This is a genomic window from Psychrobacillus sp. FSL H8-0510 (assembly GCF_038008345.1).
GTDB classification, from domain to species: domain Bacteria; phylum Bacillota; class Bacilli; order Bacillales_A; family Planococcaceae; genus Psychrobacillus; species Psychrobacillus psychrotolerans.
The window spans coordinates 3,294,176-3,317,090 of record NZ_JBBOYZ010000001.1; the positions used below are offsets into that span (position 1 = coordinate 3,294,176).

The 22,915-nt window shown below is 36.5% G+C and carries 23 protein-coding genes; 6 read left to right on the plus strand and 17 right to left on the minus strand.

The window, feature by feature from the left end:
* Positions 1-74: 74 nt before the first annotated feature.
* Positions 75-1,040, minus strand: coding sequence for a substrate-binding domain-containing protein (locus tag MHI40_RS16730; protein WP_340763610.1), 966 nt, complete (start codon positions 1,038-1,040; stop codon positions 75-77).
* Between the two features lie 125 nt (positions 1,041-1,165).
* Positions 1,166-2,149 carry a LacI family DNA-binding transcriptional regulator gene (locus MHI40_RS16735; protein WP_340763611.1) on the minus strand — a complete coding sequence of 328 codons (984 nt, stop codon included), beginning with the start codon at positions 2,147-2,149 and terminating at the stop codon, positions 1,166-1,168.
* A 201-nt stretch (positions 2,150-2,350) separates the two neighbouring features.
* On the opposite strand from MHI40_RS16735, the gene MHI40_RS16740 reads away from it, so the two are divergent.
* Positions 2,351-3,319: a sugar phosphate isomerase/epimerase family protein gene (locus tag MHI40_RS16740; RefSeq protein ID WP_340763612.1), complete on the plus strand. Its 969-nt coding sequence runs from the start codon at positions 2,351-2,353 to the stop codon at positions 3,317-3,319.
* 116 nt (positions 3,320-3,435) lie between these two features.
* On the opposite strand, the gene MHI40_RS16745 is transcribed toward MHI40_RS16740, so the two are convergent.
* Entirely contained in the window at positions 3,436-3,642 is a 207-nt protein-coding gene (locus MHI40_RS16745; protein WP_340763613.1) for a hypothetical protein, read from the minus strand.
* Positions 3,643-4,153: 511 nt separating this feature from the next.
* On the opposite strand from MHI40_RS16745, the gene MHI40_RS16750 reads away from it, so the two are divergent.
* Genes MHI40_RS16750 through MHI40_RS16760 form a run of 3 tightly spaced genes read left to right on the plus strand, consistent with a single transcriptional unit; the run spans position 4,154 to position 6,839 of the window.
* The gene (locus tag MHI40_RS16750; RefSeq protein ID WP_340763614.1) at positions 4,154-5,290 is read left to right on the plus strand and encodes a betaine/proline/choline family ABC transporter ATP-binding protein; all 1,137 of its coding nucleotides are present in this window, start codon (positions 4,154-4,156) and stop codon (positions 5,288-5,290) included.
* The gene (locus tag MHI40_RS16755; RefSeq protein WP_340763615.1) at positions 5,283-5,936 is read left to right on the plus strand and encodes an ABC transporter permease; all 654 of its coding nucleotides are present in this window, start codon (positions 5,283-5,285) and stop codon (positions 5,934-5,936) included. The genes MHI40_RS16750 and MHI40_RS16755 overlap by 8 nt, the downstream gene beginning before the upstream one ends.
* Positions 5,937-5,945: 9 nt before the next feature.
* The gene (locus MHI40_RS16760; protein WP_340763616.1) at positions 5,946-6,839 is read left to right on the plus strand and encodes a glycine betaine ABC transporter substrate-binding protein; all 894 of its coding nucleotides are present in this window, start codon (positions 5,946-5,948) and stop codon (positions 6,837-6,839) included.
* Positions 6,840-6,934: 95 nt separating this feature from the next.
* On the opposite strand, the gene MHI40_RS16765 is transcribed toward MHI40_RS16760, so the two are convergent.
* From MHI40_RS16765 to MHI40_RS16815, 11 genes are all read right to left on the minus strand, one after another.
* Complete coding sequence (locus MHI40_RS16765) at positions 6,935-7,549, minus strand: NUDIX hydrolase (protein ID WP_093538232.1); 615 nt, start codon at positions 7,547-7,549, stop codon at positions 6,935-6,937.
* A 208-nt stretch (positions 7,550-7,757) separates the two neighbouring features.
* Positions 7,758-8,825 (minus strand): 23S rRNA (adenine(2503)-C(2))-methyltransferase RlmN, encoded by a 1,068-nt coding sequence (gene rlmN, locus MHI40_RS16770; protein WP_340763617.1) that lies wholly within the window; start codon positions 8,823-8,825, stop codon positions 7,758-7,760.
* 109 nt (positions 8,826-8,934) lie between these two features.
* Positions 8,935-9,711 (minus strand): DUF1295 domain-containing protein, encoded by a 777-nt coding sequence (locus MHI40_RS16775; protein ID WP_340763618.1) that lies wholly within the window; start codon positions 9,709-9,711, stop codon positions 8,935-8,937.
* 16 nt (positions 9,712-9,727) lie between these two features.
* On the minus strand, positions 9,728-11,515 hold the full coding sequence (locus MHI40_RS16780) for a DAK2 domain-containing protein (RefSeq protein ID WP_340763619.1): 1,788 nt from the start codon (positions 11,513-11,515) through the stop codon (positions 9,728-9,730).
* Entirely contained in the window at positions 11,512-11,919 is a 408-nt protein-coding gene (locus MHI40_RS16785; RefSeq protein ID WP_340763620.1) for a DUF2177 family protein, read from the minus strand. Before MHI40_RS16785 ends, MHI40_RS16780 begins: the two co-directional genes overlap by 4 nt.
* A gap of 294 nt (positions 11,920-12,213) precedes the next feature.
* Positions 12,214-12,852 carry a PAQR family membrane homeostasis protein TrhA gene (gene trhA / locus MHI40_RS16790; protein WP_340763621.1) on the minus strand — a complete coding sequence of 213 codons (639 nt, stop codon included), beginning with the start codon at positions 12,850-12,852 and terminating at the stop codon, positions 12,214-12,216.
* A 269-nt stretch (positions 12,853-13,121) separates the two neighbouring features.
* Entirely contained in the window at positions 13,122-13,322 is a 201-nt protein-coding gene (locus tag MHI40_RS16795) for a cold-shock protein (protein ID WP_090568691.1), read from the minus strand.
* A gap of 168 nt (positions 13,323-13,490) precedes the next feature.
* Complete coding sequence (locus MHI40_RS16800) at positions 13,491-14,006, minus strand: hypothetical protein (protein WP_340763622.1); 516 nt, start codon at positions 14,004-14,006, stop codon at positions 13,491-13,493.
* A gap of 228 nt (positions 14,007-14,234) precedes the next feature.
* Positions 14,235-15,185, minus strand: a complete 951-nt coding sequence (locus MHI40_RS16805) for a hypothetical protein (protein WP_340763623.1) — start codon at positions 15,183-15,185, stop codon at positions 14,235-14,237.
* Positions 15,186-15,280: 95 nt separating this feature from the next.
* Positions 15,281-15,880 (minus strand): pyroglutamyl-peptidase I, encoded by a 600-nt coding sequence (gene pcp, locus MHI40_RS16810; protein WP_340763624.1) that lies wholly within the window; start codon positions 15,878-15,880, stop codon positions 15,281-15,283.
* A 206-nt stretch (positions 15,881-16,086) separates the two neighbouring features.
* The gene (locus MHI40_RS16815) at positions 16,087-16,287 is read right to left on the minus strand and encodes a cold-shock protein (RefSeq protein WP_090568691.1); all 201 of its coding nucleotides are present in this window, start codon (positions 16,285-16,287) and stop codon (positions 16,087-16,089) included.
* 327 nt (positions 16,288-16,614) lie between these two features.
* Between MHI40_RS16815 and MHI40_RS16820 the strand changes: the two genes are divergently transcribed.
* Positions 16,615-17,058: a small multi-drug export protein gene (locus MHI40_RS16820; protein WP_340764570.1), complete on the plus strand. Its 444-nt coding sequence runs from the start codon at positions 16,615-16,617 to the stop codon at positions 17,056-17,058.
* Between the two features lie 48 nt (positions 17,059-17,106).
* Here the strand turns inward: MHI40_RS16820 and MHI40_RS16825 are convergent, their stop codons facing one another.
* The 3 genes from MHI40_RS16825 to MHI40_RS16835 all read right to left on the minus strand — a co-directional run bounded on the left by MHI40_RS16825 (position 17,107) and on the right by MHI40_RS16835 (position 20,552).
* Entirely contained in the window at positions 17,107-18,633 is a 1,527-nt protein-coding gene (locus tag MHI40_RS16825) for a sensor domain-containing diguanylate cyclase (RefSeq protein ID WP_340763625.1), read from the minus strand.
* 283 nt (positions 18,634-18,916) lie between these two features.
* A complete protein-coding gene (locus tag MHI40_RS16830; protein ID WP_340763626.1) occupies positions 18,917-20,080 on the minus strand; it encodes a PstS family phosphate ABC transporter substrate-binding protein in 1,164 nt (387 codons plus the stop codon).
* A gap of 16 nt (positions 20,081-20,096) precedes the next feature.
* Complete coding sequence (locus MHI40_RS16835; RefSeq protein ID WP_093538219.1) at positions 20,097-20,552, minus strand: helix-turn-helix transcriptional regulator; 456 nt, start codon at positions 20,550-20,552, stop codon at positions 20,097-20,099.
* Between the two features lie 193 nt (positions 20,553-20,745).
* Between MHI40_RS16835 and MHI40_RS16840 the strand changes: the two genes are divergently transcribed.
* Positions 20,746-22,899 carry a M28 family peptidase gene (locus MHI40_RS16840; protein ID WP_340763627.1) on the plus strand — a complete coding sequence of 718 codons (2,154 nt, stop codon included), beginning with the start codon at positions 20,746-20,748 and terminating at the stop codon, positions 22,897-22,899.
* Positions 22,900-22,915: the final 16 nt, after the last annotated feature.

Consider the following 22,915-nt stretch of genomic DNA (forward strand, 5'->3'; position numbering starts at 1 on the left):
TTTTTCCCTCCTACTATAGGAAAATAGGAAATACAACAACTGTTTTCACAACCATTGTATTTCCTAATATTCATTTAGAATTTAGATTCCGAATCATAGAACTCATCGACGTTTTCTTTTGTTACTTGAGTAGCTTCTTTTATGACCATAGATTCTTTTGGTTCATTCCCTTTTGCAATATCGGCCGCGATTTTCACGGCATCCTCTACCATCGTTGGTGAGTAAAGGAATGTAGCACTCATAAAACCATCTGCTTTGATATCTTCAAATACCGCTTTACCGCCACCAGCACCTGTTACAAATTGAATATCTGTACGATTAGCTTCTTTAATAGCTTGTATGACACCAAGTGCCATTCCATCATCCTGTGTAAAGACCGCATCTATTTGCGGATGTGCTTGTAAAATATTTTCCATCACTTCTAGCGATTTTTCAGTAGAAAAGTCACCACTCTGTGAAGCAATTATTTCCATACCTTCTGCACTTTCCATCGCCTCTTTAAATCCTGAGCCACGTTGTTCTGTAACTGAGCTCGGTGGTCCGGAAATTTCCACAACTTTTCCTTTTCCATTTAACTTTTCTACAAAATATTTACCGGCATTAACGCCGATACCTTCATTATCCCCTTTTACAACAACTGTAGCTGCATCATTTTCAAGCTCACGGTCTACTATTATTAAAGGAATTCCTGCATCTTTAATCTTTTGTCCTACAGGTGAAAGTGCTGCAGACTCAATTGGAAGCATGACAATAACATCCACACCCTGTGCGATTAAATCGTCTACATCATTTGCTTGTTTATTTGGATCAGCGGCATTTGTCATCACATATTCAATGCCATCACTTTCTTTTAGTGCCTTTGCTTGCTTCTCAGCACTATCAATTAGTGCTCCCATCCATCCATGTGTTGCAGAAGGTAAAGAAATACCGATTTTTAGAGTATCGCCTTCTTTTCCATCTGCAGAATTCGTATCATCACTACAAGCCGCCAAACTAAAAACTGTTACTAAAGATAAACATAGAATTAGAAACTTCTTCAACACCATTCCCCCTTTGTTTTTTAAAAGTCCCCCTTTTGTAAACGATTACATGTGAAACTAAGGGCAACGCTCTATTATTAATTAATTTCTTTTAATAACAGAGCGCTAATCTTAGTTGTAAACTCTCATGTAGACTCTCGAAGAACTAGTTCATAATTCAATATGACGTTATCCACATCATTCCCTCTGATCTTATCAATTAACATTTCCGCCGCCACTGTCCCCATCTTATACATAGGCTGAGCAATCGTTGTGAGTGTAGGATTTGTCATATTAGAAAAATCGATTTTGTCAAAGCCTATTACCGCTATATCCTTAGGTACATGCAATCCAGATGCATTTATTTCTTTCAGTGCTCCGATTGCCAAAAGGTCCGAAACTGCAAATATTGCCGTCGGGCGATCCTGTATTGCTAATATCTTTTTCACAGCTTGCTGTCCATGCTCAAATCCTAGATGCTTTGTATAAATAATATAATCATCGTTCATGGGGATCTCGTGCTCTTCTAATGCTCGTTGGTAACCCATTTCCCTCTGTCTCGCATATAAAAATTTCTCGTCGGAATTCATTAGGGCAATTTTTTTATGCCCGATTTGTATTAAATGTTTAACCGCCCGATAGGATGCTTCTTCATTATCTATTGTTACGTAGGGAATCCCACTATCGAGGTTATACTCACTACATTGAATGATGGAATACTTTTCTGCTAACTCTTTTAGTGTTTCGATATTAACTGCGGGATCCATTGAAATAATTCCATCAGCCATCTTTTTTCTAACAAGGTCAAAATAAATATTTTCTTTTTCCGGATTCGAATCTGTTTCACATAACAGGATATTGTAATTCTGACTCAGTGCAATTTGTTCTATTCCCTTAATAATTTCTAAATAGAATGGATTAGAAATACTCGGAATTAATATTAATAGAATTCTACTTTCTGAATTTCTTAGGTTTCTGCCTAACATACTAGGTTCATAATTTAAATTTTTTATAGCCTCTTCTACTTTAATTCGTGTTTTAGACGAAACTGTATTTTGTCCGTTTAGTACCCTGGATACTGTAGCTACAGATACCCCTGCTTGTTTTGCTACTTGTTGGATGTTTGTCATCTACTTAGTCTCACTTTCTCTGATTTCATCATAGAATAAAATGAAATCGTTTACATTTACATACTATTATATTCTGAATTATGCGTCAATATTTATTTTTTCATTAGAAAAAACTATTGATTTCCTTGAACATTTTATATATGTTAATAATGTAACGGTTTACATTACAGTATATTCTGATAAATATAGGAGGTTGTTTCATTGAAATTAGGTGTTTTTACGGTACTCTTCTCCGATAAAAGTTTTGAAGATATGTTAAGCTATGTTTCTTCTAAAGGAATAGAAGCAATTGAATTAGGTACTGGGGGATATCCTGGTGATGCTCACTGTAAAGTGGATGAGTTGTTAAATGATGATACGAAATTACAGAGCTTTAAACAAAAAATCAGTGATCATGGATTAATCATCAGCGCACTAAGCTGCCATTCAAACCCACTACATCCACAGAAACAAATTGCAGAGCCTGCTGATGAATTATTTTTGAAAACTATGCATCTCGCATCCAAACTAGGTGTGCCAGTAGTTAATACATTTTCAGGATGTCCGGGAGATCATGAAAATGCCCTTTATCCTAACTGGCCAGTAGCTGCTTGGCCAAACGATTTCCAAGAAGTATTAAAATGGCAATGGGAAGAAAAACTGATACCATACTGGAAAGAAAAAAATGATTTAGCACAATCACTTAACGTAAAGATCGGCTTAGAACTACATGGCGGTTTCTCTGTACATACTCCTGCTACACTATTACGATTAAGAGAAGCTTGCGGGCATATGATTGGTGCTAACCTTGACCCTAGCCATATGTGGTGGCAAGGTATTGACCCAGTGGAGGCCATTAAAATACTTGGACGTGAGAATGCCATCCATCACTTCCATGCAAAGGATACAATTATCGATCAGCAAAATGTGAACCGAAACGGACTTACAGATATGACCGAATATGCCAATATGCGTGACCGAGCATGGTATTTTAGATCTGTTGGTTTTGGGCACGATCAAAAAACATGGGCAGATATTATTAGTACTCTACGATTATATGGGTATGATTATGTAGTAAGTATCGAACATGAGGATGGGTTAATGTCGATCGAAGAGGGATTTACGAAAGCAGTCGAAAATTTAAAACCCATTATTGTAAAAGATTCAATCAGTCAGATGTGGTGGACGTAATTCTCCAAAATGGGAAACAGGTTCTTACACAACACTAAAAGTAATAAGAATCTGGCACCCTCAATAAAACTTTTTTTGCTGTTTCACAAGCATAAGGAATAAAAAAAAACGATTTCCTACTCGGAATCGTTTTTTGATGCTTTATCTGCTTTAATGCCTCTTGCCAAATATATGATTAACATTACTGTTCCTGAAATTGCAACGACCATGCTAACTAAGAAGCCTGTAATCCACAGACCAAAATCCATTGTTAAATCTGCAAACATAAAAATACCAAGCATCACTGCTCCTATAAACATCAGCACTGTACCAGTTCTTTTCAATGTTGAACCTCCTCTAGCTGTAACATAGAAATTATACTTATTTTCATCTTACCGAACTTACGCTTAGAATCGCAAGCAATACACGACTTTAACATGAACTACCTACTACAGTATCTAACTTTCTATAAAACTAATTGCTTTCGTAATTGGAAACTAATTGGAAGCACCTTTGCAAAACTAGGAAAATAGTGTTACCCTTAATAAAGGAAATATTTATATAAATGATTTTATTCTAAAAAACCAGACGATTTTCTCCCATCACTTTTCTATTCACACTCTACGTGAAACCATTCTATGCTGATCACAAGTTCAGCACCAATTGCTATTTACTTCTCTCGTCAAAGGTAGTTATCATTTTGATAAAACCACATTTTGAATCATTAGCTGTATGTCTTAGCAATGGCATAGAGACACCTCACTTTCCCAAAGGAATTGTAGGTAGTCCTTTTTTTGTGCGCCAAATTAATGTAAATATTTTCTATTTAAATAATTATTAACCAAGGAGGTACTTATGATAAAATTCGAACATGTTAGCAAAGTATATACGGATGGCTTTAAAGCTGTGGATTCAGTGAGTTTTGAAGTCCCAGAAGGTGAGTTTTTAGTTCTTATCGGACCTAGTGGTTCTGGAAAATCAACCACAATGAAGATGATTAATCGAATGATTCCGCACACAAACGGGACTATATCTATTGATGGAAAGGACATTACGAAGTTAAACCCTTCAGAATTACGGCGTAATATCGGATATGTTATCCAGCAAATTGGTCTTTTTCCACACTATACAATCGAAAAAAATATTGCAATTGTTCCAGAGTTAAAAGGCTGGGACAAAGAGAAGATTAAAGCTCGAGTGAAAGAGTTACTCATAATGGTTGACCTTGACCCTGAAGTGTACGGTAGTCGTTATCCCAAAGAACTTTCGGGAGGACAACAACAGCGTGTGGGTGTGGCAAGAGCACTGGCATCTGACCCTCGTGTCCTTCTCATGGATGAGCCGTTTGGTGCATTAGATCCTATAACTCGAGATCAGCTACAAGACCAATTAATAACTTTGCAAAGAAAACTAAAGAAAACAATTGTATTCGTGACACATGATATGGATGAGGCGTTAAAGCTTGGGGATCGTATTGCGATTATGAAAGACGGAAATTTACTCCAAATAGATACTCCAGAGAAAATATTACAAGAACCTGCTTCCAACTTTGTCGAGGAATTTATCGGTAAGGATAGAATTATACAAAACCCAGAACTGATGCCTGTGGTCAGTGTAATGACAACAAGAGTTGTTACCTCTTTACTTAATCTCTCTCCTGAAAAAGCATTATTAATGATGCGTCAACAAAAAATTACTTCTTTAATTATTGAAAATGATCTGGATGATTCATTCATTGGGCTCATCTCTGCCTATGAATTAATAAAAAAAATGAATTCGATTCAGTCAATCGAAGAAATCCTAATAGTACCTGAACATACCTTGACCATAACAGCGACAGCAAAAGATGCAATTATGATGATGCCAAGTGTTAAATACGGGGTTATACCTGTCTTAAATGAAGCAAAAAAAGTAGTTGGAATAGTGACTCGTGGGACATTACTCACTGCTTTGTCCAGTCAGTGGACAGAATTGGAGGGTATAAATGAATAATTTAAATATATGGGAACAGTTTATGCAACAAGCAGAAATGCGCTGGACAGAGGTACTAGAAGCAACTTCTGTTCATATACAATTAGTTTTCTTCTCTATGCTAATCGCAATTGTCCTAGGAATTGGTTTAGGAATTTTAATAACACGTGTTCCAAAGCTATCAACAGTAGTACTTGGTGGTGCGGGAATTATGCAAACCATTCCGAGTTTAGCACTATTAGGTTTTATGATTCCTATTTTCGGTATTGGTGTAAATACAGCAATTGCTGCTCTATTTCTGTATTCTCTTCTTCCAATTATAAGAAACACATATACCGGTATTAAAGATGTCAATAAAGCAACAGTAGAAGCTGCGAAGGGTATGGGTATGACAAGTCTTCAAGTGTTGATAAAAGTAGAACTTCCTCTTGCGATTCCAATGATTATGGCCGGTGTACGTACTGCTGCTGTTATTAATGTAGGAACTGCTACACTTGCAGCGTTTATCGGTGCTGGTGGTCTTGGAGATTTCATCTTCCTTGGGATTACTCGTGGTATAGACGGATTAATCTTACTAGGTGCTATTCCAGCGGCGTTATTAGCGATAATTTTAGAAATTTTCTTTACTTATCTAGAACGTTGGACGACGCCAGAAGGGTTAAAATAAGGTGATCATATGACGAAAAAAACTTTTATTAAATGTTTAGCACTACTTCTTTTAGTTACTACACTATCAGGCTGTATATTCAAAGAAGAGGATGCCTTAATAATAGGGTCTAGAAACAATACGGAAAGTATCATTCTCTCTAATCTTATGGGCCAATTAATCGAAGAAAAAACAGGTATTAATGTAACTTATAAAGAAAACCTTGGTGGATCTAATGTCGTTTGGACTGCTATGTTAAATGGAAAAATAGATGTTATTCCAGACTATACTGGTACGATCGTTATTAACTATTATCAAGAAACTACCGGTAATGCCGATGAAACGTTGGCAAAGACAAAAGAGTTAGTTTTAGCTGATGATATTACTGCTCTTGAATCTTTTGGTTTTAACAATACGTATACATTAGCCCTTGATGAAGCAGAGGCTGAATCATTGGGAGTAACAACATTTAGTGACTTCGCAAAAGTTTCCGATGATTTTATACTCGGCGCGGTTTTTGAATTTATCGATCGTCCTGATGGTTTACCAGGGTTTCAAAAAGAATACGATCTTCAGTTCAAGGATGTAAAGGGAATGGATCACGGGATTATGTATCGCTCCATCAATGCTAAAGAGGTAGACGTTATTAACTCTTATACAACGGATGGTCAGCTACAAATGTATAATTTACGTGTGTTAGAAGATGACAAAGGTTATTTCCCACCATATCATGCTCTTCCTCTCGTTCGAACAGAGGTATTGGAACAGTACCCTGAAATTGGCGAAGTCCTCCTTGAATTAGCAGGTAAAATTGATGAAACAGCAATGCAAGAGATGAATGCTAAAGTAGACAATGAAGGACAGATGGTTGAACTTGTAGCTAAAGAATTCCTTCAAGAAGCTGGATTTATCAGCAAAGAATAGATGTGTCGAAAACACCGATTCCTTTTCGGAATCGGTGTTTTATATGTTCCCTGTGTAGGACACTATTCAGAATAGTGTCCTACACAGGGAACCATTTATTTTATCGTCTCCACAAAATGCTTCAATACCCTAGCTGTCAGACCCCAAATTGTATACTCTCCATACTCGTAAAACCATTCCTCAATTGCACGAGGTCTCCATTGATATTTGTCTCCGTTGAAAATCTTGTCGTATGGGAAATCCATCGGAGGCATTGGCTGTACAGAAACTGTATGCATATAGGGCTCATGATTTAAAAGCCAGTTAACGGGGATCGTGAATACCGCTTCGACCTCGTCTTTGTTAAAGGATTCGATTTCGTGATGGTCGATCGTTGCCACAAATGGGTAGACAACAAATGATGGAGAGGCAATATATGCACTCATCTGCCCCAACACCTTGATACATGTTGGATCGACACCTAACTCTTCGTGGGTTTCTCGAATTGCCGCTTCCATTGGAGATGCGTCTGTTGGATCGATTCGACCACCTGGAAAACTGATGTCCCCTGGTTGCTTTCTCATCGTTAATGAGCGCACCTCGAATAGCACATGCCATTCGCCATCCACTTGTACTAGGGGTATTAAAACGGCATAACGTAGTGCCGTTTCCTCTCCTATAAAAAGCGGTTGCTTATCATTTAGCTCCTTCTTCAGCTTATCCAAAAACACAGAATCTCTCCCCCAACATTAGTATTATTCTATTATCGTAACATTAAAATTGCTGTCCATAAAATAAATGCCATCTTTCGCCAAATAAAGATGTAGTTTTCCTTTTTCCAATTAAATAACATAGAAAAAACACTCAGCTTGATGAAAATCCAACTGAGTGCTTATTAAGTGATATCCTAGCTAATACTATCAAAAGTTAATACGCTAATTACCGTACTTTTTCCTTTTTCATTTGCTTACTTCTCAACTGACCACACGCAGCATCGATGTCTGTTCCATGTTCTTGACGAATTTTGCAATTGACGCCTCTCTTTTTCAGCGTATCATAGAACGACAATACAGATGCTTGTTCACTTCTTTGATACTGGCTATGTTCATCGACAGGGTTATACGGTATCAAGTTGACATATAACTGATCTTTTATGTCATGAAGTAAATCGGCTAACTCCTCAGCTACTTCCTTCGTATCATTTACGTCCTTCAGTAGGATGTATTCAATCGTAATTCTTCGATTGTTTTTTGATAAGTAGTATTTTAGAGATTCCATTAGCTTTTCAATTGGCATGGCACGGTTGATCTTCATAATTCTAGTACGTAGCTCATTGTTTGGTGCATGTAAGGATATAGCTAGATTTACCGGAATTTTCGTATCCGTGAATTCATAAATTTTATTGACAATACCACTCGTAGAAACAGTTATCTTTCTAGCAGCTATTGCCAATCCTTTATGATCAATCACGACGTTTAGGAAGTCTAACAGATTTGTAAAGTTATCAAACGGCTCACCAATTCCCATCACGACAATGTGACTAACCTCATCTTTTTGCTCCAGTTGGTCTAGATGCAGTTGAATATTCATAATTTGTTCGACGATTTCTCCGCTTGATAAATCGCGGCTCTTTGCAAGTAAGCCACTCGCACAGAAGCTACAGCCGATGTTACAGCCTACTTGCGTCGTCACACAAACGGAAATACCATATTTATGTCTCATCATAACCGTTTCGATCAAGTTGCCATCTTGCAGCCTAAACAAAAACTTCATCGTTCCATCGGCTGCTTCTTGCTTTACATGTTCCGTAAGGGTTTGTATCGTATAATGTTCTTGCAATAATTGAATACATTCTTCATGTATATCTGTCATATCTGCAAAATTCGTAACACGCTTTCTATATAACCAATTCCAAACCTGTAACGCTCGAGACTTTTTGTGGCCACGTTCATGAAGCCACTCTATTAATTGATCTAATGTTAATCCATATATAGATGTTTTATTCATAACTATCCTCTTCTCTAAATTCTGCTTCTAAACATTTAAATTTCATTATAACATTTGAAGTATAAAACAGAGAACAGAAAGGTACATCCAGAATAGTCCGTCAATAACTTTAAACTTGTTTGGAATACATTGGGATAAATTTACTAGTTGTTCTTTCATACTCCGCCCATTCCGGATGTTTTTTGTATTTTTTCTCAAGTAATGGAACTCCCGATACAAAGAGCAATAGTAATGTAATAATTAGCGGACTATAAAAACCGATCCAACCATTTGGAACGGATAGCGAGATAATGAAAATCCCCCACCACATCGTTGCTTCTCCAAAGTAATTTGGGTGGCGTGTGTATTTCCACAATCCGTATTTCATCAGTCTGCCTTTATTCTCCGGTTTGCTTATGAACGCTTTAAGCTGACTGTCACCTACTACTTCAAAAATGTATCCAATAATCCATATTGCTATCCCAATATAATCTAACCAGCCTAATCCCATTTCCGAGGATTTATTGACCGTTATGATGGGCTGTGCAATGATAAACAGTAGGATAAGCTGAAGGAGATATACATTCAAGAACATCTTCACGTACTTCGATTTAGTCGTACCCCAACGTTTGCGCATATTCACGTATCTATAATCTTCATCTTTACTCCAATTTCTACGGAATAAATAGTACGCTAGACGAAGTCCCCATAAGGCCACTAAAATTGTAACGACTGCTGCACGTTCTGATTGAAATTCACTTACAAAAAAGCTATAAACCCCAACAATAACAAAGCCCAGTCCCCATGCAATATCTACTAAACCATTATTCTTTTTAACTTGCCCAATTAAAAATACGACAAAGAAAAATGCCAATAATACTAGTAATATTTCGATATAAATGTTCATATTCCTCATCCCCCCCTTACTCTGTTGTTAAAGCAATTGCTACGCAGCCAACCCCTGCATTCATCGCAACAATAGATGAAATATTAGTGATATATGTTGGCTCTTTTCCAATTAATAAACTGAATTCCTTCGCATATTGCCTTGCTTGTTGTTCAGCATCGGCATGTACGATAGAGTAACCTGTTATATTTTTACTTTGTGCTATATTGCTTACAAGTGCCTGCATTTTCTTTTTGCTAGAACTATCACTTAGAGCTTTACCAAGGATGATGCCCTCTCCATTTTCATCAATCGAAACAACTGGTTTCAGATTTAATAATTTGCCTGCCATCCCTGTTATCTTATTGATGCGACCAGATCTTGCCATATATTTTAGCGTTTTAACATGCACAAAAATTTTCGTGTTTTGTACAGCTTTTTCCGTTTGATACACTACCTCTTCAAAAGACTTACCTGCTTCAATGGATTCCGCTGCCTTTAAAACGATTAGTCCTTGCGCTGCCGAATTCGACTTGGAATCGATTACTGCAATTTTTTTCCCGGCGTCCTGTAGCTTTTGTGCTGCTTTAGTAATCGTTTCAAATGTCCCACTCATTCGATTCGATACTGTTACAACGACAATAGAATCATAGTTTGTAGAAACAAAGTTCAAGAAATCCTCCGCCGCTTTACGGGTTGGCTGCGAAGATGTTGGATAATTTTCTCCCTTATCCATTAACTCATATAAATAGGAAGGGCTTATCGTTAGTTTATCTAAGTAATTGCTATCATCCACAATCAGATTCAATGGAATCATATGTATTTGATGTTTGTCCATAATGTCTTTTGGTAGATCTGCTATGGAATCTGTTACAAGTGCAATTTTAGGCTTTCTTGCATGACCTGCTTCATATTGTCTTTGCATATCATCTGCTTTTTGTTGAATAATCTGTCCAAAGTTTTTTAATCGATGAAACAAATCTGCTGGTGTATTTGTATGAATATGAATGCGTATTTTATGTTCATTTCCTGCAACTATTAAAGAATCCCCGAGATCACTTAGAGTCTGTCTAATCTGATCTAAATCCAAGTTCTCTCCTTTTACAAGTGCTTCCGTGCAATACCTGTGACTTAAATCTGGGCTATCATGTGTATGAGTATGTTCAAGTGGGATAATATTTTCTTCTTTCCCAACGGATGTTTCATTGCTTTTCCCCGTTTGAATGAAGTGCCCAAACCCTTCTAAGAAATGGATAAAACCCTTTGCTCCTGAATCGACGACGGAAGCGTCTTTTAAAATCTTTAGTTTATTTGGAGTATCCTTCAATGATTGCATTGCGATAATCATTGATTTTGTAAATACCTCTGTAAAATCTGTTGCTTTATCCTTTAATGTATCTAAGGAATTTGCCCAATCACGCATAACGGTAATCATCGTTCCTTCTACCGGATTGGAAATTGCTTTGTGTGCGTATGATACTGCACTAGTTACGGAGTGAGAAAATCCTTTAATGGAGATTTCCTCTTTATCTTCTAACCCCATATATAAACCATTGATGAATTGTGCAAAAATAATACCAGAATTACCTCTAGCACCAACTAAAGCAGCATCCGCAATGGTTTCCATCGTTCTTTTAGCAGAGCTTTGTACTTTTGCTTCCTCAATGATGGCATTCATTGTAAATGCAAGATTAGTTCCAGTATCTCCATCAGCTACTGGAAATACATTGATTTTGTTGAGGTCGTGCTTTTGTTTAATAACCTCACGGGCACCCGCTAAAAAGCCAAAGTATAGCTTTTCACTATTCATATATTGTATGGTCATCCTTCTGCACCTCCGAAATAACTTATGACGAAGAATGTAATCATCGATGTGACACCACATAATACAGTTCCCCAAATAATGTCTAAAATGGTTACTTGAATTGGCCAATCCTTTAAGGTTGCAAGATTTGTCATATCATATGTAGCATAAGCAATCATCCCAAAGAATCCACCAGCTAAAAGCGCGTACTTCCAGCTATCCTTTGCAAGCGCGGGATTGATCACGAAGAATATTAAACCGGCTATGAATAATAGATAGAACAGACCCGCTGCTACCCAATTCACATCCGCTTTCATCAAATGTCCAAGCTTTTCTTGATATAAATTTTTAGAAATAAAACCGAGCCATATGATATCTATTAAGAAAAACACAATAATTGTTACTACATAAGTTTTTAAATACATTCTCTTAACCTCCTTAAAGATTTCAGTTTACGAACTTCTGTTGAATTAAAAATAACATTCTATTTTTCTTGTGTCAATACTTTGTATAACCTTAAATGTGATAGTTAGTACGACAATGACTGATTTACACGGTCAAAGGTTATACAAGTTGTACACACTTACAAGTGAAATGATAAGAGGAGGATAAGCTAGAATCACTTTACATTCCAACTAGAAAAAATGATCAAACCAAAAAAGAGCTGCCGGAATTAAACTCCGACAACTCTACCTTATATTTTAATTTCCCCTAATATTTTACGGCAACAACGTCATAACTGCGAAGAAATGGAGAATAGACGCTGCAAGTACAAATACATGCCAAACTGCATGATGATAAGTAAAAGCCCGCCACACATAGAAAACTGCTCCTACTGTATATAAGATACCACCTATAGCTAGCAGTATAAGTCCTTGTGATGATACATTCTCCAGAAGGGGTCTCCATCCAAATACCATTAACCAACCCATTACGACGTATAATAAGGTCGAAGTATGTAAAAAACGTTTCACAAAAAATGCTTTGAACACGGTGCCCCCAATTGCAAGCCCCCATACGATACCGAACAATGTCCAACCCAACGCACCTTTAATAGCAAGAAATAAAAAAGGGGTATACGTTCCAGCTATAAAAAAGTAGATAGCGGAGTGATCCATAATCTCAAAGAAATCTTTTACACGTCCTGCCGGAAAACTATGGACAAGTGTGGAGGACAAATATAATAGGACCATCGATGAACCAAACAACGTAAAACTTACGACATGCCAAGCTGTTCCCTGCATGGCAGAAGATACGATTAGTATGACAAGCGCGGCGATACTAAAAATAGCCCCTATCCCATGAATGATTGCATTAGCTATCTCTTCACGTTTTGAAAATATATGTGTATTGCTCATATTTTGCACACCCTATTTCTAAGTTCTTTCTTTATATACTATCACTTTGCTTTAAAAAAATCTGATAACATGCGTTCTAGATGTTAATAATGAGCCAAACTTAAGGTAAAAACAAAACAATTCTAGCCATATTAATAAGATCTCAGTTCACTACGCTCGTTTAGTTGGAATAGCTATTTTCTTCCATTAACAATAAAAAAATGCACAAAAAAAGACACCCTTAGAAAGGATGTCTTTTTTGCTAACTATGTTTAATTAATTCCGAAGAATTAAAGTTTTACAATGTTAACTGCTTGTGGTCCACGTTGACCATCTTCAACGTCAAATTCAACTTTTTGACCTTCGTCTAAAGATTTGAATCCGTCGCCTTGGATTGCTGAGAAATGAGCGAATACGTCGTTTCCACCTTCAACCTCGATAAATCCAAAACCTTTTTCTGCGTTAAACCATTTTACTGTACCTTGTGTCATGTAAAAAACCTCCATTTATGGTGAATAAAAAAATTCACATATTACGAAAAGCTACCGAAGACTCACGATTACCTTTAGTAATATGTGAATTCATTGTTTCTATCTAAGCAATTTAATTATTATCCTAACTATACAACACATCCCAGCAAAAAGCTAGTGAAATGATTATTATATTTTAAATAATATTTCTAACGTCTCTAAAACATGGTCCAGAAACACAGAAATATCACTTATTTGATCTTCATTAATCTTCTGATCAAACTTCACTTCTATAGTGTTTTTATAACTTGATAATTCCGTTCCAAATACAAAGCTGAGCGTTTGGGTCAACGATATATCGTCCTCCCAAATGTTATTAATCGCTTGTTCAATTTCTTCACATTGTAGATCGGGATTTTGTATATTTTTGATAAACTTCAACTCTAATGTACACCCTATATTTTTATTGCCTATTTCTAGGATTTCTCCTGCCAAATCTTCTAAAGATGCATCTAAGATTATTTCTGCTGTTATATCCTGCTGGTCAGCTAAAGTAAACTCAATCTTAAAAGCTCTCGCGATGACGGAAAGGTCCATGAGGTCGACTCGGTTTTTAATATCTATCTTACGTTCTATATTATCTAAATCGTATACATGATTTTCAAATGCTACTTTTAGATTTTCAAAAATAGTTGGATCATACATTGGTTTTCCTCCTGAGAACAATTTACGTGCGCTTTATCTATACTTGCCCCTGTTAAATGAAATTATACTGTTGCCAATGCCAACATAATAATTTGTCTAAAAGACAAGTTAATTGTCAAATTATTTCCCGAGAAATAAGTATAGATAACGCTCAATTTCGTCATATTAAACAGATCTTAACGCCAATACGAACAGGCATTGGCACATGTACTTTTCGGTTCACCTATATTATTGTTCAATTATCTTCGCAATTTCTATTCCTATATTATATAACATTTCTTGATCTTCTTTAAGCTGCTCCTCTAGTTGAACAGTTGTATGTTCCAAACTGCTTATTGTCTCATTAATGTGATCTATCGAGTTATTAATTTTGGAATGAGTGGACCATGCAGAAAAGATATCATCGAATATATAATCTGCGAATGTAACAAAACTATCTCTTTCAACAGATAAGTTCTCGACCTTTATTTGTTGGATATCTAACAGTTCTGTTTGAAACTTTTGTAAGGAACGCTGCGCAGCATGAATAGCATTTTCCGATTCATCCAGTTTACTATGCTTTAAAGAGGTTGCAATTAGTCCCCCACCTAAAAAAGTGTCCCAAGTAGAGTAATCCTTTGCGCCTTCTAGTGACTTTAGGGCTCTTCTCAAGGCAATCTTAGCCTCATGCCCCGCAGATATTGCTTCTGTTATTTCACGGCTACTTGATGTAAGAAATGTCTTTTGATCATATAACTCGTCGAGACGAGCTGCCTCCACCTGCTTGTTCCCGTATATCCATCCCTCTTTTTCTTTCATTAACGTTTCCCATTCCATATCAATAGATTTCCAGCGCGCTTGATCTAGCTCTCTTTCAATATCTACTATATCCTGTTCTAAATCTGTCACTGTTTTTTCTATTTCTCTGTACTTCGCTTCTATAGTAGCTAGCTCACTTAATTCCTTTTCTCGGATCTCGTCCTGCTTGCCAGTCCATGTTCGAACTACCTTCAAGATTGAAAACCCGTCAAGATTCTCCACATCTTTCTGTTCCTTTTTTAAACGCGACCAATACGTTTGCTTTTTATGTAATGCGACCTCTAAATGTTCCGTTAGTGTTTGGTGCTTTCTTTTTACCTTATCCCTATTTATAATTTCCGTTTTTAAAACTGCCTGACGTTCTTGTAATTTACCCCACATGTGTATCCCCTCCTACCTCTTATACGAGTTAGTAGGATATACGTTTCAATTGTCTAAAATATTTTTCAGTAATATAATAGCTGGCGGTATCACTTTTATAGCACTCCGATACAAATTTCTACCCCTCGTTTTAAATCTACATGAGACCAACTCGGAATTTTCCCATGCTGAATTGCTAATTCATGAGATGCTGGTATATGGATGAACCCGCACGGCATGCTTAGATTGTTCAATTTAGCATAATGTAAAGCCTCGTACATGACGTTATTACACAAGTATGTACCAGCTGTGTTCGAAATAGCAGCAGGAAGTCCTTGCTTCGTTAATTCGTCTACCATTAATCGAATAGGTAATGTCGAAAAGTAACCCGGATCTCCGTCTAGCTGTATTGACTCGTCTACTGGTATATGACCATTGTTGTCTGCAGCACCGTCTTTCACATTGATCGCAATGCGTTCTGGTGTAATCTTATAACGCCCACCAGCTAAACCTAAGGATATAACGGCATCTGGTTTTATCTCTTCTATATAACGTAGTAACTGAGCTCCCGCCTTCGTAAAGTCGACTGAGAGAACTCTGCTTGTTACTTCATACTCTCCTAATATCGACTTGTCTAATTCCTCTACAATTTTCATGGTCGGATTTACTGTAAATGCTAAAAATGGTTCAAATCCAGTCAAAAGTAGTTTTTTCATCCTTCACCTCTCCATTTCTTATCGTGACACTTTTTAAAATATCGTTTCAATTCATTCTTTCAACTTAGAGTTATTAATAGTTTACCAAAGATAATGCTATTTGAATTTTCAATTTTCCCTTTAATTAAAAAAGTACACAAAAAAGAGATACTCTCGAAAGAGTATCTCTTTTTAACAGTAGTACCTTTACTTAAAATTCCTAAGAATTAAAGTTTTACGATGTTTACTGCTTGTGGTCCACGTTGACCATCTTCAACGTCAAATTCAACTTTTTGACCTTCGTCTAAAGATTTGAATCCGTCGCCTTGGATTGCTGAGAAATGAGCGAATACGTCATTTCCACCTTCAACCTCGATAAATCCAAAACCTTTTTCTGCGTTAAACCATTTTACTGTACCTTGTGTCATGTAAAAAACCTCCATTATGGTGAATAAAAAAATTCACATATTACAAAAAGCTACCGAAGACTCACGATTACTTTTTGTAATATGTGAATTCATTGTTTCTATCTAAGCAATTTAATTATTGTCTTAACTATATAACATAATTAAGCATTTGTCCACTGAAATGATTAATAGTTAGATAATTTTTTTTTTTGAAGATAGAATCCCTCTAAATATGGATTATTTAGTAGTCTGATCAAAGGCTATTAATAATATGAATTAATAGGTTGTAATAAAAGTGAAACTTTTCTTATACAGCATCGTAACTAAGGGACGGAAGGAAGTGTATATATCGTGAATTATTTCTTAGTATTTTTGGGAGCAGCCATACCTTGGCTTGAATTAGGACTAGTCATTCCTCTGGGGATTATCTCCGGGTTAAATCCTTTAGCAGTTATTATCGTCGGTTTTATAGGAAATATGGTAACAGTACTTGCCCTTATTATTGGCTACGATAAATTTAAACTATGGCTAGCCAAACGAAATGAAGGAAAAGAACAAAAAGTATCCAAAAGAAGTGAACGCGCAAAAGCACTTTGGGATAAATACGGTTTACCTGGAATGCTCATGCTTGGACCTATTTTAATCGGTACACATGTTGCCGCGTTTATAGGCATGACACTTGGAGCATCTAAATTTAAAACTACGATATGGTCGACCATTAGTATTGGGGTTTGGGCAATAATATTTGGTGTTGCGACGTCCTTTGGTTTTGACTTTTTTGTACGTGAATAGATAAATAACGAAAACGGCACAATTAAATTATTGTGCCGTTTTCGTTATTTAATCATTATTATTTATTTCATGAAAACATACATATTGATTTTTCCCTTTATTTTTTGCCTCGTACATTGCTGTATCCGCACTTTTTAAAACTTGTTCTATAGTAGTACCGTCTCTTGGATATATACTAATACCAATGCTTGCAGTGACAAGTGTACTAATAGCATTAAACTGGTATTCCCTTCCTATTTCCTCTAATAGTCGCTGAACTATTCTTTCTAGTTCCTGATCATTCATTTGATCGAATAATACTAAAAATTCATCCCCACCATACCGAGCAACCAATCCATTCTTTTCTGCTGCAATAATTTGTACTCTTTGCGAAAGTTCTCTCAATAGTTGATCACCTATTTCATGACCGTATGTATCATTCACCTGTTTAAATCCATCCAGGTCAACAAATAAAATGATTAACTCATTCGTTGAGGCATCCATTCGTCTACTTACCTCTTTCTTAAATGCATAACGGTTAGGTAACCCAGTTAAATGATCATACAACGCTAACTGAATTACTTCATCATGCTTCTCTTCAAGTGAAGAGAGAACCTGATTAATAGAATTTTCAAGCTTGGAAATTTCGTCGTGCTGATTCTTTTTAACATGAATCCTCAAGTTTAAAGTTCCTTCTGCTTGAATATTATGAAGCTGCTTGGAGAGGTTACTGATCCGACTGATTATAAAACGATCTAACAGAAAAATTGTAAGAAGAACAAATATAATTCCTATAATTACTAAAGAAACTGCAATGTTATTAACTGTATTCTTTTTCTCCATATAGAAGCTTCTATCCATATTAAAGCTTATCCCCAATAATGACTGTTCTTTGTAGTCTTTTAGTAAAATCGAACCTTGCATTTGATCGGCGCCTGTGATTTCAATACCAATCCGTCCCTGCGTTTTTTCATTGTCCTGCACTTCATGAAACGTCAGATCAAACGACAACTCTTTTCCGATTCGGTTAATAGTACGTTCATCTAGATATTTCCCAATGATTAAAGTACCTACAGAAGGTCCATCTCCATTGCTTTGATAGATGGATTCAAATGATGCCAGTGAGAATCCATTCTTGCTCATTACAAGCAATTCTTCACTAGTATTTTCTACACTTTTAATAGCAGGTAGAAATTCTTCATAGAAATCATTCTGCAGAGGTACTATTTTTTTGTTATCTAAGTCATAGCCTACTTGCAATTTAGGTTTTTTTTCACTATCTATATAGATTATGTAGTTAATGTTCAGGTTAGCGAATGTCTCAGGTTCTAAGTTTCGTTCGATATATAGAGGATTTTGATCCACCATAAAATCATACGTATCATCCCAAATGGACCAATCTCTATTTATTTCCCCTAAATTATGTAATGTTGATTGAATTTTATTCTCTATCCTCTTTACTTCACCTATGGCAGTATCCCTATCTAAATCATTAGATTCTTTTAAAAGTACTGGTCTTAAAAATGACAAAAAGAGTGTCACTAATAGAATCATTGTAATACTGACTACAACAACAGCTTTTTGTTTTAGTTTCATGTTTTTCCCCCGCATTATCTCTCTATTAAGGAAGCTTTATATACACTCATACATACCCCAATAAACCTACGTCAAACATATTTTAAAGGGACTTATATATCACGTACACTTTAAATTTATAACCCTTTAGTCTCTATGGATGAGATTTCCCCTTAAATTAAATAGGTGTATAGAATCCCCTTAATGAAAGAGTCTTTCAAGCGTGGTTTAGGTGAAATAACATTGTACGTTTTGAATATACATATAAAAATAGCCGCAGTGTATAAACTGCGACTTAATATTTCTATTCTTTTAATGGAACATATCCTACTTTTTCCACAAGTGCTTGCCCCTGCTCCGATAACACCCACTCGATTAGCGGCTTTACATTTGGATTTTCCGTTCCTGCTGTAACAATATAGAACTCTGATGTAATGGGATAAGTATTTGCTCGTATATTTTCTTTCGTCGGTGCCACTCCATTTACTTCTAGTAGTTTAATCTCATCATTGTCGACCATTTCGGTGGAATAAAATCGAAATGTAAAGCCAATTGCATTCTTATAGTTTCTATATTGGGACACCTCATTTATGATACCACCCATTCCTGTAACTATATCCTTTGAAGGTGGCTGCATAAGCGGCATTCCCTTCATAAGTGACTGAAGCGCAGATTGAGAGCCACTGTCTTCCGGTCGTTGAAAAGCCCGGATTTCATCATTGTTGCCCCCTAGTTGTTTCCAGTTGGTGACCTTTCCCATATATATATCTGTAATTTGTTCTACCGTAAGGTTATTTACAGGATTTTTTTGATTGACAAAAAAGACAAATGCTTCTCGACCAATAGGAATCATCTGTAGCTCAAGTCCTTTTTTCACTGCAGTTTCCTTTTGAGCTGTAGATGGTGCTGCAGCAAAAATCATATCTACCGTACCATCAAATAGGTTCTCATAGGCATACTGTGTAGTGCTCACCATTACTTCACTATCGTATGAAGGATACACCTTTTCTGGATATGTCGCTTCTGCAATGGCCGCATATAACGGATAAAGTGCAGTTGCCCCGTCTAATATTGGTAAATCATCAGTTAGCTGAAGTGTCACTTTCTCCTCTAACTTAGTAACCTTACCAAATTGTGAAAAGGGTTCGTACTTACTTATATCCACCTCTGCATCTACTGTAGGTATCAAGTGAGTATACGCATCTTTTATAGGCGTAATGGCGCTGACTAATATGGCTGCTCCTGCGATAGAACCAAAAATAACTTTCCGCTTTTTTGTTTGAAAAAGATGAAGTAAATTAAACACAAACAGTAGATATAGCACCAATCCAACAGTTATAAGCAATGCAATATAATCGATTTTCCCCATAAGCAGTAGAAACAACGCACCGAAGCCTTCAAAGAACACCAATACGATTAATGCAAAAATGGAAACCAATACTGTCGCAAATTTAGACTCTACTTTCATCCCATTTCCCCCATTATTATTCTTTTTTAGTTAGTTCATTTAAGCGAATTTTTGCTTCCTCTTCATCAAACGAACTAAACCATCGATAATTTTTATCATCTAAAATACGATAATGCTGACTAATAACGTTTTGTTGCAATCGGAAATCTCCCTTTGAAATAATCTCTTTCCACCATACACGTCCACCCATTGATTTATCCTTCGGACGATTTATGCCGTCATGCGCTATTGTTTCAATCACTTCTAATGGATCATCCCCTAAAACCGACCGCAATATCTCACTATCATGAAACAATGCACATACTGCAATTACACTAGTCCATCCTGCTAGTACTCTCTCTTTCTCTATTTGGACAAGCGTTTTCTTAGAGATACCTATAATGCTCGCCATTTTTTCTTGTGAATAACCTTTTTCTAGTCGAACCATTCGAATCCGCAAGGAAATAAGCTGTGTTACATATTCTTTATCCATATATGGCTCCTCTAAAATGAATTTTCACTCTATTTAGTGTAATTTTACACTAAATGTATCTTAATAGCCAATAGTTATTAGGTTTTTTCTTTTTAATATAGGGAATGTGATAATTGAAAATTACTCTTGTAATTACGCTAGTTTTATCGTTTAATAAGCTAGTTGTTAAAAATTTTGTAAAGGAATGTGATAAATGAACAAGTTTACGGGAGGAATAGCATTATCTTTGGTAATCGCTATGTCATTGGGGGCCTGTGCGCCTAAAGAAGAGTCGACAGAAGTAAAAAAAGAGGTTACACCTGAAAAGGATTTAATCAGTGTAAATGAAGATTATCTATCAGCTGTCGACGTCGACTATGCCTTTGGATTCACAAAGAGCTTAGAAGAATTTAAAACAAATGAAAAACTTGGTTATCGGACTGCTGGATCAGAAGCAGAGCTGAAAACTGGAGAAAAAATTGCGGACGAAATGAAGAAAATTGGACTTACTGAAGTGACAAAGGATGAATTCACCTTAGACACATGGGAATTTGAAAAAGCGGACCTAACATTCGTAGATGAAAATGGCAAAGAGCATTTGGCTGTTTTAGGAGCATACCAAGTGAATTTTGATACGAATGGTGTAAAGGATCTTGAAATTGTCTACGGTGGTAAAGGGACTGCTGATGATTTAGCAAATCTAGATGTCGAAGGTAAGCTAGTTTTAGTTGACATAAACCAACGCGAGGAATGGTGGATAAACTATCCTGCCTACCAAGCACATTTAAAAGGAGCTGCGGCAGTAATTGCAGTTCAGGAAGCAGGTTATGCGGAAGCTGATGAAGATGCACTTAACGCTCAGGATGTCTGTGGACCGGATGATGCTCCTGCATTTTCTATGTCTCAAACGGATGCAAATCAGCTGAAGAAGGCTTTAGAATCTAGTGAGAATGGTACGATGACTGTAAAATTCGATGCTAAATCTACGGTCAAAATGGATGGAAAGTCTTATAATTATTACGGGAAAATTATCGGAAAAGACCCGGAATCATATATTATTTTATCTGCTCACTATGATTCTTACTTTACAGGATTCCAAGATGACCATGCAGCAATCGGGTTAATGATGGGTGTCGCTAAAGGGTTAGTAGACAGTGGCTATCAACCAGAAAAAACAATTATTTTCAACGCACTCGCTGCAGAAGAATGGGGAGTTTCTAACTCTCGCTATGACTGGTCAACCGGGGCTTATAACCAAATATTCAATATTCATCCGGAGTGGGTAGGAAAAGCTTTTGCCAATATGAACTTTGAGCTTCCAGCCTATGAGCACACAACACAAGATGAAATTCGTTCTGTCTATGAATTGAATAGTTATTTAACGGATTTTGCGAAGAATGTACCAACTGTAGATGGTGTCTATAAGGATGGAATTTCTGTCGTTTCACCACTGCGTACATGGTCAGATGATTTTTCATTTGGAATTGCTGGGGTTCCAGCCCTTCGTAATGATTTCCAAGACAGTGATTTCATGCGTACCCATTATCATTCACAATTTGATAATGAGGACACATATAACGCAGATGCATTCAAATTCCATTTAAATCTATACGGTTTACTTTCCATGCATTACGATCAAACAGCAGTCGTTCCACTAGACTTCACAACCCGTTTGACGGCAATGAAAAAAGTAATTGACACAGATACTTTTGGACAAGCTGAAGTTTCTTCCGACCAATTAGTTGCGGAGATTGACAAAGCTATTGCACTTGCAGAAGAAGTAAATGCAAAGGTCGCTAAAGTAAATAATGATTATTTTACTGCTTTAACTGAGGAAGATACCGAGGCAACACAAAAGCTATATGAGGAAAGCCGTGATTTGAATAGCGGTCTACTCGCTGCATTCAAACACGCTGAAGATCAATTCGTTCGTTTAACATGGGAAGATGCACAAATATTCCCACACGAACATGCACAAAATAATATTACTAATCTTATACTCGCTATCGAAGCTTTAGAGAAAGGCGATATAACTACTGCAGTGGATGAATACCTATGGGCTATCGACAATAATTGGTATGCCTACGACTTTGATAAAGAGGTATTCAATTACTTTACAAACTATGTGTTAGAAGCGCCTAAAGAAAAACTGATGTGGGGTGAAGGCAGAATAGTCGGTCACGAAAACCTATTCGATCCGATTAACTCATTGATCGAAAAAAGTGAGCAACAAGATGCCGACATATCCGCTGAACTAGCAACATTGAATGAAGTACTAGAAAGACAAAAATTATTATTGAAAACAACTACAGAGGAAGAAACAAAAGCTGTACAAGAACTAGGCAAACAGCTTGAAGCATTAAAATAATTATAAAAAAGGCTAT

Coding starts and splice junctions, on each gene's coding strand:
- MHI40_RS16735 (WP_340763611.1), bottom strand. CDS start 2,149: ATGACAAACATCCAACAAGTAGCAAAACAAGCAGGGGTATCTGTAGCT.
- MHI40_RS16815 (WP_090568691.1), bottom strand. CDS start 16,287: ATGACACAAGGTACAGTAAAATGGTTTAACGCAGAAAAAGGTTTTGGA.
- MHI40_RS16805 (WP_340763623.1), bottom strand. CDS start 15,185: ATGTGGGGTAAATTACAAGAACGTCAGGCAGTTTTAAAAACGGAAATT.
- MHI40_RS16760 (WP_340763616.1), top strand. CDS start 5,946: ATGACGAAAAAAACTTTTATTAAATGTTTAGCACTACTTCTTTTAGTT.
- MHI40_RS16830 (WP_340763626.1), bottom strand. CDS start 20,080: ATGAAAGTAGAGTCTAAATTTGCGACAGTATTGGTTTCCATTTTTGCA.
- MHI40_RS16800 (WP_340763622.1), bottom strand. CDS start 14,006: ATGTATGATCCAACTATTTTTGAAAATCTAAAAGTAGCATTTGAAAAT.
- MHI40_RS16835 (WP_093538219.1), bottom strand. CDS start 20,552: ATGGATAAAGAATATGTAACACAGCTTATTTCCTTGCGGATTCGAATG.
- MHI40_RS16775 (WP_340763618.1), bottom strand. CDS start 9,711: ATGAACATTTATATCGAAATATTACTAGTATTATTGGCATTTTTCTTT.
- MHI40_RS16785 (WP_340763620.1), bottom strand. CDS start 11,919: ATGTATTTAAAAACTTATGTAGTAACAATTATTGTGTTTTTCTTAATA.
- pcp (WP_340763624.1), bottom strand. CDS start 15,880: ATGAAAAAACTACTTTTGACTGGATTTGAACCATTTTTAGCATTTACA.
- MHI40_RS16795 (WP_090568691.1), bottom strand. CDS start 13,322: ATGACACAAGGTACAGTAAAATGGTTTAACGCAGAAAAAGGTTTTGGA.
- trhA (WP_340763621.1), bottom strand. CDS start 12,852: ATGAGCAATACACATATATTTTCAAAACGTGAAGAGATAGCTAATGCA.
- MHI40_RS16755 (WP_340763615.1), top strand. CDS start 5,283: ATGAATAATTTAAATATATGGGAACAGTTTATGCAACAAGCAGAAATG.
- MHI40_RS16840 (WP_340763627.1), top strand. CDS start 20,746: ATGAACAAGTTTACGGGAGGAATAGCATTATCTTTGGTAATCGCTATG.
- MHI40_RS16780 (WP_340763619.1), bottom strand. CDS start 11,515: ATGACCATACAATATATGAATAGTGAAAAGCTATACTTTGGCTTTTTA.
- MHI40_RS16750 (WP_340763614.1), top strand. CDS start 4,154: ATGATAAAATTCGAACATGTTAGCAAAGTATATACGGATGGCTTTAAA.
- MHI40_RS16825 (WP_340763625.1), bottom strand. CDS start 18,633: ATGAAACTAAAACAAAAAGCTGTTGTTGTAGTCAGTATTACAATGATT.
- rlmN (WP_340763617.1), bottom strand. CDS start 8,825: ATGAATAAAACATCTATATATGGATTAACATTAGATCAATTAATAGAG.